Raw genomic sequence first — 19,139 nt, forward strand, 5'->3', positions numbered from 1 at the left:
CTGGTAATTTACAATTTATTAATGGGCTATACTAATTAATCTAAAGTTAATAAACTAAAGATGAAACCTTGTTTTGTAAATTAAAATAAATTATTAGGGCTTTTAAAGAAGTTTATACATGGCAAAGAAAAAAGAAGAAGCAAATTTAGATCATATGTGGGAGATCTATTACTTAATGGTAGGTGGTAAAGCAACTGAAGAACAAAGTAAAAAATTATACAACTGGGCAGAAAAAGTTATATCAGAATTAAGAAGTGTTTCTGATCAGGATATAGGTAGGGACTGCAATACTTCGGATGATGATTTATCAGGCAAGGAGGGAAAAACTTTGGAATCTCAATCCTTTATTACATTTCGTTTCCGCAGTACCTGGTTTGAGGTAATAACGGTTCCTGACTTAAATGCCCCCTTAAAGCCATTAGGTGAAAATTTACCTGATGGTGAAACGGAATCTTCTTCAGAGAGTTAATAGCCCAAGAACTGTGACAAGCTATTTTCTTTTAGTTTATTCTTAACCTTTTATGCTGCTATAAAAACACTGTACCGTTAAATCTTGGTTCATATTTTAATAGTTTTAGCTAACGATGTTAAAAAAATAATATAGCGAAAATTTATAATCCTAAAAAGGAAGAGAAGAGTTTAGATACTATCTAATTTTAAATAAAACCCTTTGAAACCTATTAAAGTGATGTATTAAAATAGTAGAAGAAGTAATTATGTTTCTACCATTTAGAATAAAACTATTGAACCAATTAGGATTTCATCAAAATAATGATAGGCAAAATTGGATCAAGGCAGCCAATTATAATTTGTTTAACCTTAAATCTGATCACGTAATGGTTGATTTTTTGACTGATTCTGGAACAGGTGCAATGAGTACTAAACAAACAGCAAGGTTAATTGCCGGTGATGAATCATATGCTGGATCTGCATCCTATCACAATTTTTATAACGTCATTAACTATATCACAAATTTCCAATATATTTACCCTGTGCACCAGGGAAGGGCAGTAGAGAAAATCTTATTTTCTATTTTTTATCAAGTAGGAGCAAAATTATACCTAGTAATGGCCATTTCGATACTACAAGGGCTCATATTGAATATAATGGAGGTAAAAACTAGATTTGGTTAATGAATCTGACGATAATTTTAAGGGTAATATGGATATAGATAAACTACAGAAATTGTTGGAAAGTAATAATAAAGCTATACCGTGGATAATGCTTACAATTACTAATAATACAAATGGTGGACAACCTGTTTGCTTAAATAACATAAAAGCAGTTAGTAAGTTAGCTCGCCAGTATAATAAATTATTTTTATTGATGGATGTAGATTTGCTGAAAATGCTTTTTTTATTAAAAGACGTGAAAGTTATTATGCTGATTATTCTATAAAAGATATAGCACGCAAAATTTTTTCATATGTTGATGGAATGACAATGAGCACTAAAAAGAATGCAATCGTGCATGCCGGCGGTTGGATAGCTACAAACAATTCTGATTTAGCAAAAAAATTGAGGAATTAGTAATTCTACATGACGGGTTTAAAGCTTATGGTAGTTTAGCTGGCCGTGATTTAGATGCGATAGCTATAGGTGTCCTATCTGGTCTTCTATTAGATTATTTACAGCATAGAATTGAACAGGTACAATCATGAAGCCAAGAATTATTAAAGCTAGGTATACCATTATTAACCCCAGTAGGAGGGCATGCGATATATGTTAATGCAAAGGAATTTCTTCCACATATAATACCTACCCAGTTCTCAGGTCATGCATTAGCGGTAGAGCTTTATATTCAAGGAGGAATTAGAAGTTGTGAAATTGGGTCATTAATGTTTGGAAAAAACGGTAAGACGTCTCAGAAAGAATTGCTTCGACTTGCTATACCAAGGAGAGTTTATGGTAAAGAGCATATTGATTATGTAGTAGGTATTTTTGAAAAAATTACTAAAATCAAGCATAAGATTAAAGGCATGAGAATTATAGAGGATACAGGTTCTTTACGGCATTTTACTGCACCATTAGATTATGTAGAAAGTTCTAATTAAGAAGAACTTAACTATATTACCTTAAGCATTAAATCTTGTTTCTTAACTTTACCATCAATAAGTTGAATGAAGCCATTTTTTCTATAAAATGGTTTTGCAGTAATAGTGCTATTTACTGTAAGTTCTTTTATTTTAGATCGTTTTGCAACCTGTATTAGCTTATTTAACAAAGCTTTCCCTATTCCCATTTTTACGTAACCAGGAAGTATGTAATTTAACAAGATTTCGCCTTTTTTACTCATCATTATAAATCCAACAACGGTATGACTTTTGCTAATAGCTATATATGCATAATTATTGCTTACCCAAGTAGCTATATTTTTAGGGGTTTTATTAGAAATCCAATCTTGAATCAAAACATACTGATGTTTATGGTCAGCAACGCATATCTCAATTATAGATCTAATTATTAATTGATTAATTTCTTTTATATGTTCACCCCTAGCTTTAGCAATTTTGAAATTTAAGTTTTTCATAAATTTAGCACTGATGTTTATTAGCTACTTATAGATGGGTTTTACTTAATTATCCTGAAAGCTTGTGAGTAGATCCTATTTTCTTTAACTCTTCTTCTTTAAGTTCTAGCACTTCAGATTTTCCGGTAATTAATTGATATCTTTGCAAGTGGATTTGCTTTTTATTGAAATCAGATTCTACCCCTAAATTAGATATATTTTTTGCTTTTGATAAAAAATTTCTATTAAATGAAGCGGCGAATTTATCATAATTTCCGACTAAGCTCGATATATTAGATCCCAGTTTTGCTGAATATTCAGCCAGAGAAGAAATGGAATTAATAAGTTTTTTTACTTCTTCAATAATTTCTAAGTTGTTATGGAGCATTAAATTTTCAGCAATTTGGAATTTAGCAAATGATAACATATTCATAAGACCGGCAGGGCCTACTGGGAAAATATTTAAATTCCAAGCTTTATTTAGGAATTCACTATCGGCTTCAACTATTTTTTCGATTGCATGTTCACTAGGCAAAAACATAAGTGTTATAACATTTGCATATTTTCTTCTGCTAGCTAAATTGGTATCTAACTTTATACCCTTAGTATAATCTTTCCCAGCTAGGGATTTTAAGTGAAAATTCATAGTTTTTACTAATCGGTTGGTATCTTCCGATTCATCTATTAAAAACTTCGAAGCCTTGGCATCGATAATCATAATATTATCCGAAGGTAGGAAAATTACAGCATCTGGCCTTAGTGTATTGTTATTTTCCGTATTTAGATTATATTGCATAGAAAAATCTAAACCGTTCTTTAAACCAGAAGCTTTCAGTATATTTTCTAAGGTAATTTCTGCTAATTTGCCAGCACCAGACGGTGAAAGTAGAGAATTCTTAATCAGATCAACAGTATCTTGGGATTTTTCAATATCACGCTTAAGAGAACCAACCATATTAACTATTCTTTCAAATTCGCTGTTAAACTTTTCAGCAGTGATTTTGATAGTTTCCTCTGACAGTTTGCGATTACCTTCAGTTTCTGTTTTGTGGAGGTTTATAAGCTGTTTTGATAAATCATTTCCTAGCTCAAACAATGCAGCTTTTGTTAGTTCCTGAGATTTTTTAGTAATGTTTTCAAAATCGCTTATTAATTTTTCCTGCTGTTGAACTTTAGCTGATATTTGCTCAATATATTTGATGTTTTCGATCTTTTCATTAATAGCATCTTCGTACTTAATGGTTAAATCTTGTAATGTTTTATTTTTCTCATCTAATAAAATTTCTAGCAAGTTTATTTTTGATTTATTAGCTACGTATTTATAAAGGAGAAAAGTGGTTATTAAAGCGGATATCGCTAAGATGAAAGGAATGATGGTCATAGTCTATTGCAAAAATAACAATTTCAAATATTTTAAACAAGAATAAAAAAGGTATCTAAAAATGAAAAAAATTGTAAGTTTTATTTTTATAATTTTAACATGTTTTCACAATATTGGTTTTGCAGAAATTATACAAACAAAAGATACAAAAGTTGTTGAGAATATACTAACGTCCATTGACACCGATACTCTTGTTATTTTTGACGTTGATGACGTGTTAATGTATCCTGATGATAAAATATTAAGATCACAAAATGCAGATGCTTGTAAAGAATTAGTCAAACAATTAAAACAGCGGGTCGGCAAAGATGAAATACAAGATGTTACTAGTATTATATTGCTTGCAAGGAAAAATAAACCTGTCGATCCAAAAATGATTAACTTAATAAAAACTTTGCAGACAAATAACATCAAAGTATTAGCTTTAACAAACTGCGCAACAGGGAAATTTGGTTTAATCCCTAATACTGAAAATTGGCGTATATCCGAATTAAAGAGCCATGGTTATTATTTTTATAAATCTTGGCCAGATTTGAAGGACATTAACTTAAAGCCCTTAATGAAAGATTCAAATGATGCTAGTCCTGTGTATAAAGAAGGTGTATTGTTTGTTGATCAGACGGGAAAAAAAGGTGCTGTTCTAGATGCTTTCTTAACCTCCGTCAAAATTATACCTAAAAGAATCGTTTTTATGGACGATAAATCTAAAAATCTTGAATCAGTCGCTGAATTTGCAAAGCAACGTAATATTGAATTTATAGGTATTGAATACACAAAGGCTTTAGACGAAAAAGAGGTGCTAAATAAAAATATTGCTCAATTGCAGTTTGAAGTTTTGGGAAAAGAGAAAAAATGGATTTCGGATACTGAAGCTGATAAATTACTGAACTCAGAATACTAAATTATAGTTGAACCTGTTGTGTAAATACAGAAAGTAAAATTGCTAATAGTGACTTTAGTTAAATTATCGTTTTCGGTGGTGATTTTTATAAATTTAATGGGTGAATTATATTATGCTGTAATTATGTTTGTATATTCTATTTTATCTTTCAATAAAAATTGATTTTAATATATTCACCCGTAATTAACTTTCAAGCTAGTGAATATTACATAATATCACACTTACTAATATCATGGTGTTCTCCTACTAGCTCGTTTTATTTGTAAATATATTTTGGCAGTACTTCCTTATAATTGGTTAAAACTCATTCCCATAATATTGTAACCGCAGTCAACATATTGAATTTCACCTGTTACCCCAGAACTAAGGTCGCTGAGCATGTAAAGTGCTGCACCTGCAACATCTTGCTGGGTTGTATTTCTTTTAAGAGGAGAAGTATCAGCGTGTATTTTTAGCATTGTTTTGAAATCGCCAATAGCACTGGAAGCAAGAGTTTTAATAGGCCCTGCTGAAATAGCATTTACCCGGATGTTATGTGATCCCATATCATTAGCTAGATATTTTACACTTGTCTCTAAAGCTGCTTTTGCAAGTCCCATAACATTATAGTACGGTATAACTTTTTCTGCCCCGTAGTAACTAAGGGTAATAATACTACCGCCGTCAGACATAAGAGGTTCTACTCTTTTAGCAAGGGCGGTTAAAGAATAGCAAGAAATGTTCATTGCATTTAAGAAATTGGCTAATGAAGTGTCAATATACCTGCCTCGTAATTCTTCCTTATCGGAAAACGCAATAGCATGTACCAGAAAATCAACTTTCCCCCATTTGTCCTTAACGGATTTAAATAGGTCATCCATGGATTTCTCATTTGTTACATCACATTCTAAAATGAATTTACAATCAATTTCTTCTGCAAGCGATACGACCCTTTTCTGAAAAATTTCACTCGGGTAAGTAAGGGCAATCTCCGCGCCATGAGCTTTCGCAAGTTGTGCTATTGCCCATGATATTGATAGATTATTAGCCACACCTGTAATTATTCCTTTTTTACCTTTTAATAATTCAGTTTGAACTTCTTTCATTTAGAACCTCTTTTTTTATTTTCAAAACAGCAATAAATGCTATTTTATATACTCAAATGAATAAATCTACAAATTCTTTAATGACATTATCAAATAAGCTACTTTCTTTGTTTGCTGGAATAATTTGCGGGTTATGCTTTGCACCGGTATTTTTTTTACCTGGAATATTTTGTATATCATTACTAATCGCTCAAATTAAAATTTCAAAGACCAGATTTGAAGCTATCAAATTTGCATATATATTTGGTTTTGGTTTCTATTTATCTAGCCTATATTGGATAAGCTTTGCCTTGAGTGTCTACATAGATCAATTTTGGTGGGCGATTCCTTTTGCTTTATTTGGTCTTCCTGCTTTTATGGCAGTTTTTATTTCTATAATTGCCTTAATTTCCTGGCAACTACGAGATAGTAAAATTTATCATTTCTTTTTTTGTTGTATTTGGGTTTTTATAGAATGGATAATTTCCTGGATATTTACAGGATTACCTTGGGCGTTAATTGGTTATGCTTTCTCAAATTGGCTTATATTAATACAAGGCGCTAGTATTTTTGGTATATTTGGTCTTAGTTTTGTTGTAGTTTATATTGCTTCTAGCCCGTATAATTTTCTTTTGGCTAAAGCTAATACTGAAAAAAAAGATTTTTACACAAGAATAATAACTTGTGTAATTGTATTAATTTTTATTGCAATTTATGGTTATCTAAGATTAGAAGCGAATCCTACCGAATATACTAATATATCAGCAAGGCTTGTGCAGCCCTCAATTCCTCAGACTGCAAAATGGGAAGCAGAAGAGTTCTGGCAGAATTTGGATACACATGTTGAACTTTCAAAGAAAGAGGGTAATCCAAATCTAATAATTTGGTCGGAAGCAGCTTTGACTGTACCTTATCACATTAAACCGGTAATGCAGGCGATTTTGTCTGTTTTTTCAAATGATGAACAAATCCTGTTAACAGGGGGGGTAAGTGATAATAATAAAACAAATGGCGAACTGGAGTTATACTCTTCCTTAATAGGCATAAATAGTCATGCAGACAAAATATTTGAATATCATAAAGCGCATTTAGTTCCTTTTGGAGAATATATACCATTTAAAAATATTTTACCCTTAAAAAAAATCACTTACGGTTTAATGGACTATACGGAAGGTACAAGAAAATCTGTAATTATACAAAAATTTGATCTTGCTATTTGGCCTTTAATATGTTATGAGGCAATTTTTCCTCATGAAGTTAGAGTGTCTAATCAAATTGTTGACGTGCTTGTTAATGTAACAAACGATACCTGGTTTGGTAATTCTTCGGGTCCTTATCAACATCTTGAAATCAGCAGAATGCGTGCTATTGAAAACGGTTTGCCAATGCTCCGCGTGGCAAATAATGGTATAAGTGCATTTATTGATCCAGTAGGTAGAATTTTATCAAAAACGGAGTTAAATCAGGTAACGGTATTAGATAATTATGTGCCAAAAAAATTGCCTAGTGAGACGTTTTTTTCAAAATATGAGCCTTCTCTAATGCTATTAGAGGTGTTATGCGTGTTAATATTGCAATTATTTGTTAAATTCTGCATTTATTTCTTTACTAAAAATCATTAAACCAATTGCTGAGAATTATTGAAGATGCTTAACTTAACTCATGGTTATTTTTTCTTAATGTGTCAAAGAGTTGGCGCAATAGTTGGTTTTAATTTTTAAGGTGTTTATCAAAAAATGTCAGACAATAATAGTAATTACAAAAAAGAAAGTAAGGGAAGGGCAGATGACGTAGACCGTCTGGTCAGTAAGCGTTTAAAAACAAGAAGGATAATGCTGGGCCTTAGCCAACAGGATCTGGGTGCTGCAGTTGATGTCAGTATTCAACAAGTACAAAAATATGAAAAAGCTTTAAATCGTATTTCTAGTGGTAAATTATTTACTTTTGCTAAATTCTTAAAAGTACCTGTAAGTTACTTTTTTGAACAGAATGATTCTAATAACGTAGTCAGTAATGTTTTTGCTGAAGATAGTGAAAAATATACTGTTGATGATAAGAATCCTATATCAGAAAAGGAAATTATCACATTAATTAAAGCTTTTAGTGAAATTAAAAATTCTCAAAGCCGCAAAAAAATAACTGAACTTGTTAGAACAATGAGTTGATTGCTGTATTAATCGACCTATAACAGCTTGTGTTACGAAGTAGTTATAGGCCAGTTATGTCAGTTTGTGGCTTTCCAACATGAATTTGTGGGTTGATTTATAGGAAGTTTTTTGTTATAAAGCAGTTGAGTTTTTGCGGTCGTGGCGAAATGGTAGACGCGCAGCGTTGAGGTCGCTGTTCTGATAAGGAGTGGAAGTTCAAATCTTCTCGACCGCACCAATATTGGCTTATATACGTTTTTCAATATTCAGCTAAATAATATAATACTAATTAGTTAGCAGTAATTACTTCGCTAAAAGGGGCAAAAAATATCTTTGCGAATATTAGAACATGCTTTTTCTTAAGAAAAACTGCTTTATTTTTATATGAGAATTTTTTGTTACTCTTTATCTATTTCCTGAATTACTGCTTTTTCAGCTGGCGTAAGGTTACCCTTAGGTTGTTTTTGTGCATCTGTTTTAACAGTTTTTGAGGAGTTGAAATGCGGTGGTACTTCAAGAGGTTTTGCTTTTGTTACCTGAAGTTCATCTGGTATATTTTCAGTTAACCCAAGAGTTTTTTTTGCGTTTTTACAAGAAGATAATAGAAAAATTGCCATGATAGCGCATAATATTTGTTTCATATTATTATTTATTTAGTTAATCAGTAAGTTAAGTTTTTATTTTTACAAATTTTTTCACATCATAATAATGATTATGCTTTTGATCAAGCGGTTTTTTAATTAATAAAAGCTACAAACGGGGAAATCCAGGTAAAACTATAAAAATAATTATAAAGGTTATTGTAGGTATCTACTAGCCCAAGTTGCTAAAACGCTAGCTACATATTTACTATCTGTAGGAGAATCGATAAGTAAGTGGTCTGCTTTATCAAGGGAGATAAAGCTTTTTGGGTGTTTGGCATATTCATAAATTTTTTGGGCATTTTCGATTCCTACTATTTTGTCAATAGGAGAGTGCATAACCAGTAGTGCTTTTTTCAGATTAGCTATCTTGGTAGGCATATCCTGATTTGCAATATCATCTAAGAATTGCTTTTTGATATTAAATTTCCTGCCTCCTAAGACTACTTCTGCTTGCCCCTTTTCGTTTATTTCGTCGAGGTGTTCTGCAAAGTTATTCTTAACGTGAACAGTATTGCAAGGCGACCCAATTGTTGCTACAGCTCTGATTTCCGGAATACTAGAAGCAGCTGCTAGTGCTGCTGTGCCACCAAGGCTATGACCTACCAAAATTTGTGGGGCTTCAAAGTTTTTGCGCATAAAATCAGCTGCAGCTATTAAGTCATTTACATTTGAGGAAAAGTTAGTATTAGCAAAATCCCCTTCACTTGCTCCAAGCCCAGTATAATCGAATCGGAATAGAGCAATTTCTGCTTCATGAGGAGCCCGTGCAATTCTACTAAGGGCAGTAATATCCTTATTACCAGTAAAATAATGTGCAAATAATACATAAGCTTTTGGAGTATGAGGAAGCTCAAGTCTTGCAGCCAGTTTATATCCTAATGACCCAGTAAAAGTTAATCTAAGACTCACAGACTAAAATCCATTTTAATTTAGTGATTTTATGAAAAAATATTTCTAAATTTAATAGCGTGTTTCTATATAAATGATTTAATTTTGTCAACCTTTTTGGATGTTACTACAGGCACATTTACAATTTTTAAAAAATTCTTGAGAATGAAAATAGTAATTTACTTTTTGTTAATACAACAGGGATAAAATAAATTTATGGCAAAGTGCTAAATTTTTAATGTTGAAAAGTCGCTTTGTTATTAAATAAGGTTAGAGATAAATTATGGCATTTGTAGTAACATTTTTAGCGGTTTTATCGGTTATAATATTAATGTTTATAGATAAAATAATCGAGTATTTGTATCCTAAAGGTTCTCTCTCGGCTGTAGAAAAAGATTTAGATAATGTATTCAACGAAAGTGACTGTATGAGAGTTCATAGAACAATTGAATAAACGTATTTAAATAGGGAGTTCTTTTTTAGGCTTCCTGGTAAAGTTCAGTGGAAAGAGAAGTATATATTAATGATATAATCGTTATAATATTGGCTAATTTTTAGCATGTAATCACAATAATATAACGTGGAAGCTTTAAGTTGGTTTAGCTTAAAGCTTCCCAAATAGTAATAATTTATAAACCAACAAACTATAACTGGTTTTTAGTTATGTTATGGACAAAATACTAAGTACCTCTGCAGAAATTATTATTGTGTATTTCTTCGTTTTTAATTAAAGTGCCTTGAATTTGACAGTTAACCATATTACCAAATTGATATCGTACTCCTATTATTTTTTATTATTTTTTTCACCGATTGTTTCCACATTTATTAAAGATTTTCTATTTAGGGGAAGCCTTTTTTTGTAATCTTGTTCTGTTTTTAAATAATTCTGAGCTTCCTGAGATAGTTGTCTGTATAATAACCTTTTTTCTTTATTGATTTTGGCTATTTCTTTTCGATAAGTGATGATTTCCTCACGAACTTCCGCAGGAATTTTAGCTACATAACTTTTATACTCGTCTACAACTTTTTGAAATTCAGCGGGCTCCTTAATAGTACTAGAATTTTGGGTTTGAACTTGAGAAGTTATAGGTTTAAAAGTATTTTCTGCTGGTTTAGGAGCTGTTGTTTGCACTTGGCCAGTTGATTGATTTGAAGGTTGAGGTGGCTGTTTTTCTCCTGTGGCAAAAGCAGTTGTTGTTATCATGGTAATTAATGAAATAGCAGCAATTTTAAAACTTCTCATGTGAACACTCCTAAATATTTAAGTTATTGAATAATACGGTAATTATTGCTAATTATAAAGTTCATAGCGTTAATTATTTTCGAATATAAATCATGGATAATCCTTTTAGTCAACCGAAAATCACTTATATAGTGTACTTTAGTACACTATATAAGTATTTAGAATCTTTCGAAAAATTTTTTCCAGAAGATATTTTAGGTGTTAGTACATTTGAAGTGGAATCTAAAACAATTGAAGCAGCTGATGACGATATATGGTATGTGGAGGTTTACTTTGATAAAAAATTACACAAACAATCTTTTGCTAAGAAACTGCAAAACTTTTCTGTCCAAAACAATCTAGAGATTATAGGAGACATAAATTTTGCAACTATAGAAGATAAAGATTGGGTTTCTGAATACCAGAAACAGCTAGTGCCAATTCGTATTGGTAAGTTTTTTATAACTGCCTTGCATCAGCTAAACCAGTGTCCTACTGAGTCGATTCCGATTATTCTTGAAGCGTCCAGGGCTTTTGGTACCGGGGATCACCCAACAACTGCTGGATGTTTAGAAGCTATGGAAGGATTGTCAGATTTTGATTTTAAAGCAATTTATGATATTGGGACTGGAAGTGGAATATTGAGTTTTGCCGCTGAGAAAATATGGCCACAAGCAACGGTTTTGGCCTGTGATACTGAAGAAATAGCAATTGAAGTAGCAGAAATTAATAAGCAATTTAATAGTTCTAAGGTTTGTTTTTATCGCAATTCTTCTGAAAATTTGATGATTCCGAGCATAGGAAATAAACAATTTGATTTGATAGTTAGTAATATTTTGGCTGCGCCGCTAATCACATTAGCTCCTTCAATATGCTCTTTGTTAAGCAAAAATGGGAAATTAATTATTTCCGGGTTTTTAGATTACCAAACAGATGAAGTAATCGACTCTTATGTAAAAAACAGCGTAGAAGTTCAAAAAATTTTTGATAAAAAAGGTTGGATTACAATTTTAGCAAAGGTAAAAAATGATTAATATTTATCCTTGACTTTTTAAGGAAGTTTATATACTATGCGGCCAAAGTTATGTCTAACTAAAAACGTTAATATTAATTATGGAAAATTCACAAAAATCTAGCTTTACCGCAGAATTAAGAAGAGTGTTTTGGCCTATTGAATGGCATGAGAATAAAAAATTTCTGCCGATGGCAGCGATGATGTTCTGTATTCTTTTTAATTATTCTACTCTTCGCTCAATAAAAGACGGTTTTGTTGTAACTGGAATAGGTCCAGAAGCAATAAGCTTTCTAAAAACTTATGTAGTTCTGCCGTCAGCGGTTATCATGATGGTGGTTTATGCCAAGCTCTGTAACATAATGAGTCCGCAAAAGGTATTTTATACTATTGCATGGTTCTTTTCGTTATATTTAGTATTTTTTGCGTTCGTTTTGTATCCATACCCAGAATTTTTTCATCCAAATCACCAAACTATTGAAGGATTAGTAATAGAATATCCTAATCTTAAGTGGTTTATCCGTATTTGTGGGCAGTGGAGTATAGCTTCCTTTTATGCTATATCTGAGTTATACGGTAGTATGATGCTTAGCTTGTTATTCTGGCAATTTGCAAATCAGATTACAAAAACAAGTGAAGCAAAAAGATTTTACTCAATGTTTGGGTTGCTCGGTAATTTTTCCTTGCCTTTAGTTGCTGCTACTCTTGGTTATCTGCTTAGCTCAGAGATCAATATAGTTGCAGAGGAACATCGTTTTATTCCTGTAATATGTATTGTGATTTTTAGTAACATCCTTGTTATGTTTTTCTATTTCTGGATGAATAAAAATGTACTTACCGATCCGCGCCTTTATGATTCAGGAGAAGCGGCTGGTAAACCTAAGAAGAAAAAAACAAAGTTATCACTAGGTGAAAGCTTTAAAATGATATTTACTTCAAAATATCTAGGGCTTCTTGTAACTTTAATCCTAGCTTATGGTATATCTATCAATTTAGTTGAAGGCGTGTGGAAAGCTAAACTTAGAGAATTATACCCTACAAAAGAAGCATATACCATGTTTATGGGTAATTTCCAAGCATACCAAGGTGTTGCAGCTATTATCTTTATGCTTGTAGGTAGTAACATTTTAAGGAGGGTATCTTGGGCAACAGCGGCTATATTTACTCCTCTAATGATCCTTGTTACCGGAATTGGTTTTTTCTCTTTTATTATATTTGATCAAACCATAGGCTTATATTTTGCAGCCTTTTTTGGTACAGGTCCTCTAGCTCTTGCCGTGATTATTGGCACAGCACAGAATGTGCTTAGTAAGGCAACAAAATATTCATTATTTGATTCGACAAAAGAAATGGCTTATATACCTCTTGATGACGAAATGAAAACCAAGGGTAAAGCGGCCGTGGATGTAATAGGTGGTAGATTTGGGAAATCTGGTGGTGGCATAATCCAGTCAACTTTCTTTATTCTGTTACCGACATATACGTTTGCTGAGGCAACTCCTTATTTTGCCGGTGTATTTTTTGTCATAGTGATCCTATGGATATTTGCTGTCCAAGGATTAAGCAAAGAGTATCAGAAACTTACAACTGGTGAAAAATAACATATTTTTAGATATCACTTATAATAATCAAAGCCGTTTTGCTCTCACTAAAGCGAAACGGCTTTTTTTATGTGTTTAAAAGCCGTGTCAGGAACTATTGTGTGGCAAGCAAAACATACAGCCAACCTCTAATAAAACAACTCTTTAACAGTTTTATTTGTAATTTACCTACCATTTAACGAACTCATTGCTGGTTTCATAGTTTAAAAACGGGTGGGTTTTTATTCTCGTCGATAAGATTTTGGAACTGCAGCTTTTGTATTGGAATTTTTGATGATTTTATAATCAAATTGCTTAATTTTTGGCAATTTGGGCAGTATTCTCCCTTTAGCTTCATCCGCACCTTGTTTAATCCATGCTTAGCCGTTATCCACAAAAATGCCGCAGGTTAACCATGCTGTAGGCTATAGTTTTCAGAGCATAATGGTTTATGCTGTGGAATTCAAATCTCAGTAACAACCGTTTGAATTTATCTTCCCAGGCAAATATTCTCTCTATCGTTCTAAACCTTTCTTTAAAGATTTTCCGGCAAAAAGTTTGCTTTCTTCCTCGCTTAGATTTCTTGCGACTCCTTTTATTCTCTGGCATATTAGGAGTCATGCCAAGATTAAAAATTGCTTTACGATTTTTACGTGAATTATATACACCATCTAAGCTCATGGTACTTTCCTTGAGATCTATACCTATTAGTTTTACAATCTTTTTTAAGTTTGATATTGCAGGAGTAAGCAGGATTCCTTCATTCCTATTACCCGGAGCAGTAACAAAAGGCGCAATAACATTGCAGTTTCTATCACAAAACGGTACAACCTTGTCTCCTTTAGTGTGTTTATGACCATTATACCCTAAGTTGTCACCCCTTTTTTAGCAGAAGTACAAGTACCATCACCATGTAATATATCAGTATCAAGCATTCCAGCTTTAAATAACCTTGCCACCGAAGCTTCGAAAATCTTATCAAAGCATCCGTGCTTAACCCAGAACTTAAAAGCATTATAGATATTAGTATAGTGAATTTCTGGCATGCCGTCTTTATTTTTGTCTATTGGTATCTGTTCCCATTGGCAACCAGTATGCATGAGTTTAAGAATGTAATTAAATAATTTGAAAAATGATATCTTTTTACTTGGACCACGTGTGCCTTTTTTAAGATGCGGTAAGACAAATTCGTTAAATTCATCTTCTCTCAAAACAGTAGGAAGCTTGTTGTATCGTCTAATTCTGCTCATTCTATTTGGTTACTTAAATAAAATTAATGAATACTCAATATATCTACAAACCTTTTAAATACAAGGCTATAATGGTTTTATTTCGTAAAAATTCAAACCCGCAATGAGTTCTAAATAAACCTGATTTATGCGGGCAACCGCTCCGAGTTACCCAAGTTAATATTCTTGATTCTTTGGCTACTTCTGCAGTTTTCGTTATGGGAGAAGGTAATGAACAGACCCCTTTAGCTATTATTAAAGACGCCCCAAAAATTTCTTTCCTTAATAGAACTCCAACTTTAGAAGAAGAACAGAAAGTAGTAATACCTATGGAAGAGGACCTTTATGCTCCACTTTTGCGCAGCACCCGTTGGATAAGAAATGCAAAGGAAAAATAATTTCGCAATTAGTCATTTTGTGCTTGATATTTCTTACCTATTTTGTATTTTACTATTTATACATTTAGCAACTAATACAGAAAAACAATAACAACCCGGATAACTTTTGTAGTTTTAGATTGTGTTTGTGAGTTATTAAGGTGTATAATGAGCGGGTGTAGCTCAGGGGTAGAGCGCTACCTTGCCAAGGTCGAAGTCGAGGGTTCGAATCCCTTCACCCGCTCCACTGGCTCTTTATTATTTGTTAAAACTTTAAGAGGTTTTTATCGTGTCAAAGTATAATCTTCCTGCAGTTTTTGCTCTTATCATTTATCCAATTTTTATTATTACACTTGTTGTAAATTATACACTTGATTATCAAGTAGGGTGGTTTGAAGGGTTGCTGTTTCTTGGGGGGTACTATATATGTAACATTACTGTTGGTGTTGGTTTGCATAGATTATGGTCGCATGATTCCTACAAAATAAATAAATACGTAGAATTTGTTCTGATTCTCTTGTCAGCTGGTACATTACAAGGGCCAGCGCTATCTTGGGCTTCTAATCATTTTAAACACCATACCTATACCGACACTGATCTTGATCCTCATTCTCCTCTTAAATATAAAAGTAAAGTAAGAGGTTTTTGGTGGTCACACATGGGCTGGATGCTTGAAGGAGAAGGAAGTTATAAGTCAATCGATAAGCTCACTATGGTAAAGCTAGGCAGAAATAAATTACTCAGATGGCAGTTAAAATATTATTGGATGATTGCCGTATTTATGAATACGGCAGTGCCTGCTCTTATCGGGTTCGCCTGTGGTCATACTGTTTTAGCAGCGTATGCAGGTTTCATATTTATTGGGCTTGGGCGTGCTGTGCAACAGCAAGTAACATTTTTCGTTAATTCCCTTTGTCATTTTGCTGGGACACAAAAATATGTTCAAGGCACTTCAGGTGACATATGGTGGCTTGCCCTGCTTTTACTAGGAGAAAATTGGCACAACTACCATCATGCTTTCCCTTCGGATTACAGAAATGGGGCTAAATGGTATCAATTTGATGTACACAAATGGATAATATATTTGATGAGCGTATTTGGTCTTGCTTGGGATTTAAAAAGGACTGCAAAAGTTAGAGTTGAAGCAAAAGCTTCCCAAACTATGCAGCAGTATATAAATTTACGAAAAGAACAACTTGAGTCAATGAATGCTAAAATAACTGAACTTGCTTTAAGTATTCAAAACAGGCTTAGCGAAATAGAAAAAAGTAATTTAGGAAAGAAGTTTGTTAATTCTTTGGTTAAAATACAGGATAATTTGACTAACATCGCTCAGCAATTAAATCAGCAGTTAAAGAATTTTGAAAACCCTTCAGAGAATATCGTAAATATTATAAGTAAGGAAGTAAAGAAAATCGAAGCTTCATGGCAGAGGCTTTATAGCGAGCTTGAAATAAAAAAAAGCTAGTATACTATAAAGAACCATTTTAAAGGTTCTAGGAATGAGGGGATGACTTTTAGTTATCTCCTCATTCTACATTAAAAAGCCCATATTATGTCCAAAAGTGAATTCGTAAATTACGTAATTGATCTGCTTTCGCCCTATGGTTATATAAGGGTACGACCCATGTTCGGTGGACATTCTGTTTATAGAGATGGCGTAATTGTTGCAATAATTGTAGGTGAGGAATTGTATTTTAAAGTTAATGAACAATCTGTTTGTGACTACAGAAATAGGGGATCAAAGCCTTTTACTTATAAAGCTAGGGATAAGGTAATTAATATATCATATTGGCAAGTACCTTTAGATATTATGGAAGATAAAGAGTTGTTTGGTAATTGGTTAGATGTAGCTTATCAAATTTCCCTTAATACTAAAAATAAGAAGAAGTAGCTTATACATATTTATACATATAAAGTTATTCTATAGTACCTTACGGTACAAAAATTCCATATGTTAACAATCAAACTCTGTATAAGAATTTATATAAGAGATATGTAAAATACAGAATATACCTAGGATATTGTATATTTAAAAACTAAATTGGTTTAATAGAAAGCAAGAACTTGTTATTATATATATTAGCTTACTAGATTAATGAAAGAACCAAATTGTTAATAGCCAAATCCTCGGAAGTGTTATAATACGCTTCGTTTTTGCTTTTTTATAAAAGCTTATTGTTGCTAATTGCTTAGCCGTGCTTAGATTAAATGAAAGAAATTGTAGACTTTTAGCAATAAAATGTTTAAATTGCAGTAACCTTTGTAAACCAATAATAAATAAAGCATGACCTCTAATATTAGAAACGTAGCAATCATTGCTCACGTCGATCACGGCAAAACTACGCTTATAGATACGATGCTCAGGCAAAGTGGTCTATTTCGTGATAACCAGGAAGTAGCAGAAAGAGCGATGGATTCAAACGATTTGGAAAGGGAACGGGGGATAACCATTTTAGCTAAATGTACGTCCGTTAATTGGAACGATACAAAAATTAATATTGTAGATACACCAGGTCATGCGGATTTTGGCGGTGAAGTTGAGCGGATTTTATCTATGGTAGATGGAGTAGTATTACTTGTTGATGCGGCAGAAGGTCCTATGCCGCAAACAAAATTTGTTCTTGGAAAAGCCCTAAAGATCGGGTTAAAACCTATTGTTGTAATCAATAAAATTGACCGTAGCGATGCAAGGGAAACTGAAGTTTTAGACGAAGTGTTTGAGTTGTTTATGTCCCTAGATGCAACTAATGAGCAGCTGGATTTTCCTATTATTTATGCTTCTGGCAGAAATGGTTGGGCAGTTCGTGACCTAGCTGGGGTACGCCAGGATGTGTCTGATTTATTTAATACTATAATAGAACACGTTAGACCTCCGGAGTCAGAACCTGATGCTCCTTTTTCAATGATTGTCACAACTAGGGAATATGATTCTTATTTAGGAAGGATTCTAACAGGTAGAATCAAAACCGGTACTGCAAAGATTAATACTCCTATCAAGGTTATGAGTATGGATGGCAAAGTAATCGAGAATGGCAGAATAACTAAAATGCTAAGTTTTAAGGGATTAGATAGGATACCTATCCAGACAGCGATTGCCGGCGATGTTATTGCAATTGCTGGCCTTGAGAGTGCAAGTGTCGCAGACACGATTTGTTCTCCGGAAGTGGAGCTTCCTTTAGAAGCCCAGCCTATAGATCCGCCAACTCTTTCCATGATATTTTCCATTAATGATTCTCCTTTAGCTGGGAGGGAAGGTGATAAATTAACTTCTAGAGTTTTAAGGGCAAGATTAATGAGAGAGGCAGAGGGGAACGTAGCTATTACTATCTCAGAAACTGCTCAAACTGATTCTTTTGAAGTAGCTGGTCGTGGGGAGCTGCAGATGGGTGTACTGATTGAAACTATGAGAAGAGAAGGATTTGAACTTTCAATTAGCAGGCCAGCTGTATTATATAAAACTGATGAAGTTACAGGCGAAAGGCTAGAACCTATGGAAGAAGTACAGATTGATGTAGATTCTGAATATGTAGGTTCTGTAGTTGAATCAATGAATCTGCGCAAGGGGCAAATGGTTGACATGCGTTCTACTGGTGCGGGTAAAACACGTTTATTATTTATTGCTCCATCAAGGGGATTAATAGGTTATCATGGTCCATTTTTAACAGAAACTAGAGGAACGGGGATTATGAGCAGAATATATCATTCCTATGCTCCTTATTGTGGTAAAATTGAAGGAAGAAGAAATGGGGTTTTGATATCAACTGAAGATGGCGAAGCAGTTGCGTATGGTTTGTGGCAACTTGAAGATAGAGGTCAGATGTTTATTACTCCTGGAATCTCAGTATATAAAGGTATGATCATTGGTGAACACACACGTGACAATGATTTAGAGGTTAATCCGCTTCGGTCAAAACAACTAACTAATATGAGAACCACTAGCAAAGATGAAGCTGTACGCTTAACTCCACCACGTTTAATGGCATTGGAACAGGCCATTGCTTATATTCAAGATGACGAACGAGTTGAAGTTACCCCAAAATCAATAAGGTTGCGCAAGATGTATCTTGATCCTAATCAAAGGAAAAGAATGGTAAAAAAAGGTTAATTTTGTAATTAGTTATTGATATATATAATAAATCTTGTAGAGGTTGAGGCTTCGATTTTTAAATGAGTAGGTAATAGG

General features: G+C 33.1%; 20 protein-coding genes, 2 tRNA genes and 2 pseudogenes. 17 read left to right on the forward strand and 7 right to left on the reverse strand.

Going from position 1 to position 19,139, the window contains the following annotated elements; translation table 11 throughout:
* The first annotated feature begins 118 nt into the window (after window positions 1–118).
* From N3Z16_RS01735 to N3Z16_RS01750, 4 genes and pseudogenes are all read left to right on the forward strand, one after another.
* A complete protein-coding gene (locus N3Z16_RS01735) occupies window positions 119–469 on the forward strand; it encodes a hypothetical protein (RefSeq protein ID WP_282486503.1) in 351 nt (116 codons plus the stop codon).
* A 247-nt stretch (window positions 470–716) separates the two neighbouring features.
* Window positions 717–1,133 (forward strand): beta-eliminating lyase-related protein, encoded by a 417-nt coding sequence (locus tag N3Z16_RS01740; protein WP_282486505.1) that lies wholly within the window; start codon window positions 717–719, stop codon window positions 1,131–1,133.
* Window positions 1,134–1,161: 28 nt separating this feature from the next.
* Window positions 1,162–1,529 (forward strand): annotated as a pseudogene (locus N3Z16_RS10885) (beta-eliminating lyase-related protein).
* A 308-nt stretch (window positions 1,530–1,837) separates the two neighbouring features.
* Complete coding sequence (locus tag N3Z16_RS01750; RefSeq protein WP_282486507.1) at window positions 1,838–2,053, forward strand: hypothetical protein; 216 nt, start codon at window positions 1,838–1,840, stop codon at window positions 2,051–2,053.
* An 11-nt stretch (window positions 2,054–2,064) separates the two neighbouring features.
* Here the strand turns inward: N3Z16_RS01750 and N3Z16_RS01755 are convergent, their stop codons facing one another.
* Both N3Z16_RS01755 and N3Z16_RS01760 read right to left on the reverse strand, forming a co-directional pair.
* On the reverse strand, window positions 2,065–2,529 hold the full coding sequence (locus N3Z16_RS01755; RefSeq protein WP_282486508.1) for a GNAT family N-acetyltransferase: 465 nt from the start codon (window positions 2,527–2,529) through the stop codon (window positions 2,065–2,067).
* 49 nt (window positions 2,530–2,578) lie between these two features.
* Complete coding sequence (locus tag N3Z16_RS01760; RefSeq protein WP_410519629.1) at window positions 2,579–3,880, reverse strand: DNA recombination protein RmuC; 1,302 nt, start codon at window positions 3,878–3,880, stop codon at window positions 2,579–2,581.
* Window positions 3,881–3,950: 70 nt separating this feature from the next.
* On the opposite strand from N3Z16_RS01760, the gene N3Z16_RS01765 reads away from it, so the two are divergent.
* The gene (locus N3Z16_RS01765) at window positions 3,951–4,790 is read left to right on the forward strand and encodes a DUF2608 domain-containing protein (RefSeq protein WP_282486510.1); all 840 of its coding nucleotides are present in this window, start codon (window positions 3,951–3,953) and stop codon (window positions 4,788–4,790) included.
* 287 nt (window positions 4,791–5,077) lie between these two features.
* Here the strand turns inward: N3Z16_RS01765 and N3Z16_RS01770 are convergent, their stop codons facing one another.
* Window positions 5,078–5,875: an enoyl-ACP reductase FabI gene (locus N3Z16_RS01770; protein ID WP_282486511.1), complete on the reverse strand. Its 798-nt coding sequence runs from the start codon at window positions 5,873–5,875 to the stop codon at window positions 5,078–5,080.
* A gap of 56 nt (window positions 5,876–5,931) precedes the next feature.
* Between N3Z16_RS01770 and lnt the strand changes: the two genes are divergently transcribed.
* From lnt to N3Z16_RS01785, 3 genes are all read left to right on the forward strand, one after another.
* Complete coding sequence (lnt, locus tag N3Z16_RS01775; RefSeq protein ID WP_282486512.1) at window positions 5,932–7,476, forward strand: apolipoprotein N-acyltransferase; 1,545 nt, start codon at window positions 5,932–5,934, stop codon at window positions 7,474–7,476.
* A 114-nt stretch (window positions 7,477–7,590) separates the two neighbouring features.
* Entirely contained in the window at window positions 7,591–8,019 is a 429-nt protein-coding gene (locus N3Z16_RS01780) for a helix-turn-helix domain-containing protein (RefSeq protein WP_282486513.1), read from the forward strand.
* A 135-nt stretch (window positions 8,020–8,154) separates the two neighbouring features.
* Window positions 8,155–8,239: transfer RNA gene (locus tag N3Z16_RS01785), tRNA-Leu, on the forward strand.
* A gap of 160 nt (window positions 8,240–8,399) precedes the next feature.
* Here N3Z16_RS01785 and N3Z16_RS01790 read toward each other — a convergent pair.
* Both N3Z16_RS01790 and N3Z16_RS01795 read right to left on the reverse strand, forming a co-directional pair.
* Window positions 8,400–8,618, reverse strand: coding sequence for a DUF3035 domain-containing protein (locus N3Z16_RS01790; RefSeq protein ID WP_282486514.1), 219 nt, complete (start codon window positions 8,616–8,618; stop codon window positions 8,400–8,402).
* Window positions 8,619–8,798: 180 nt separating this feature from the next.
* Window positions 8,799–9,554 carry an alpha/beta hydrolase family protein gene (locus N3Z16_RS01795; protein ID WP_282486515.1) on the reverse strand — a complete coding sequence of 252 codons (756 nt, stop codon included), beginning with the start codon at window positions 9,552–9,554 and terminating at the stop codon, window positions 8,799–8,801.
* Window positions 9,555–9,816: 262 nt separating this feature from the next.
* Here N3Z16_RS01795 and N3Z16_RS01800 point away from each other — a divergent pair, with 262 nt between their 5' ends.
* Complete coding sequence (locus tag N3Z16_RS01800; protein ID WP_223939628.1) at window positions 9,817–9,987, forward strand: hypothetical protein; 171 nt, start codon at window positions 9,817–9,819, stop codon at window positions 9,985–9,987.
* Window positions 9,988–10,317: 330 nt separating this feature from the next.
* Here the strand turns inward: N3Z16_RS01800 and N3Z16_RS01805 are convergent, their stop codons facing one another.
* Window positions 10,318–10,776, reverse strand: coding sequence for a hypothetical protein (locus N3Z16_RS01805; RefSeq protein WP_223939629.1), 459 nt, complete (start codon window positions 10,774–10,776; stop codon window positions 10,318–10,320).
* Window positions 10,777–10,868: 92 nt separating this feature from the next.
* On the opposite strand from N3Z16_RS01805, the gene N3Z16_RS01810 reads away from it, so the two are divergent.
* The 3 genes from N3Z16_RS01810 to N3Z16_RS01820 all read left to right on the forward strand — a co-directional run bounded on the left by N3Z16_RS01810 (window position 10,869) and on the right by N3Z16_RS01820 (window position 14,203).
* Window positions 10,869–11,789, forward strand: coding sequence for a 50S ribosomal protein L11 methyltransferase (locus N3Z16_RS01810; RefSeq protein WP_282486517.1), 921 nt, complete (start codon window positions 10,869–10,871; stop codon window positions 11,787–11,789).
* A 79-nt stretch (window positions 11,790–11,868) separates the two neighbouring features.
* Window positions 11,869–13,368 (forward strand): Npt1/Npt2 family nucleotide transporter, encoded by a 1,500-nt coding sequence (locus N3Z16_RS01815; RefSeq protein WP_223939631.1) that lies wholly within the window; start codon window positions 11,869–11,871, stop codon window positions 13,366–13,368.
* 430 nt (window positions 13,369–13,798) lie between these two features.
* A complete protein-coding gene (locus N3Z16_RS01820; protein WP_282485820.1) occupies window positions 13,799–14,203 on the forward strand; it encodes a hypothetical protein in 405 nt (134 codons plus the stop codon).
* Between the two features lie 10 nt (window positions 14,204–14,213).
* On the opposite strand, the gene N3Z16_RS01825 is transcribed toward N3Z16_RS01820, so the two are convergent.
* Complete coding sequence (locus tag N3Z16_RS01825) at window positions 14,214–14,597, reverse strand: hypothetical protein (protein ID WP_282485819.1); 384 nt, start codon at window positions 14,595–14,597, stop codon at window positions 14,214–14,216.
* Between the two features lie 128 nt (window positions 14,598–14,725).
* Here N3Z16_RS01825 and N3Z16_RS01830 point away from each other — a divergent pair.
* From N3Z16_RS01830 to typA, 5 genes and pseudogenes are all read left to right on the forward strand, one after another.
* Window positions 14,726–14,974: pseudogene (locus N3Z16_RS01830) on the forward strand (coenzyme F420-0:L-glutamate ligase); the annotation flags it as partial.
* A gap of 151 nt (window positions 14,975–15,125) precedes the next feature.
* Window positions 15,126–15,200: transfer RNA gene (locus N3Z16_RS01835), tRNA-Gly, on the forward strand.
* 39 nt (window positions 15,201–15,239) lie between these two features.
* A complete protein-coding gene (locus N3Z16_RS01840; RefSeq protein WP_223939452.1) occupies window positions 15,240–16,421 on the forward strand; it encodes an acyl-CoA desaturase in 1,182 nt (393 codons plus the stop codon).
* A gap of 87 nt (window positions 16,422–16,508) precedes the next feature.
* Window positions 16,509–16,847 carry a TfoX/Sxy family protein gene (locus tag N3Z16_RS01845; protein WP_223939438.1) on the forward strand — a complete coding sequence of 113 codons (339 nt, stop codon included), beginning with the start codon at window positions 16,509–16,511 and terminating at the stop codon, window positions 16,845–16,847.
* A 393-nt stretch (window positions 16,848–17,240) separates the two neighbouring features.
* Window positions 17,241–19,061 carry a translational GTPase TypA gene (gene typA / locus N3Z16_RS01850; RefSeq protein ID WP_282486518.1) on the forward strand — a complete coding sequence of 607 codons (1,821 nt, stop codon included), beginning with the start codon at window positions 17,241–17,243 and terminating at the stop codon, window positions 19,059–19,061.
* The last annotated feature ends 78 nt before the right edge of the window (window positions 19,062–19,139 follow it).

Source organism: Candidatus Megaera polyxenophila (assembly GCF_029982035.1).
Classification (GTDB): Bacteria; Pseudomonadota; Alphaproteobacteria; order Rickettsiales; family Rickettsiaceae; genus Megaera; species Megaera polyxenophila.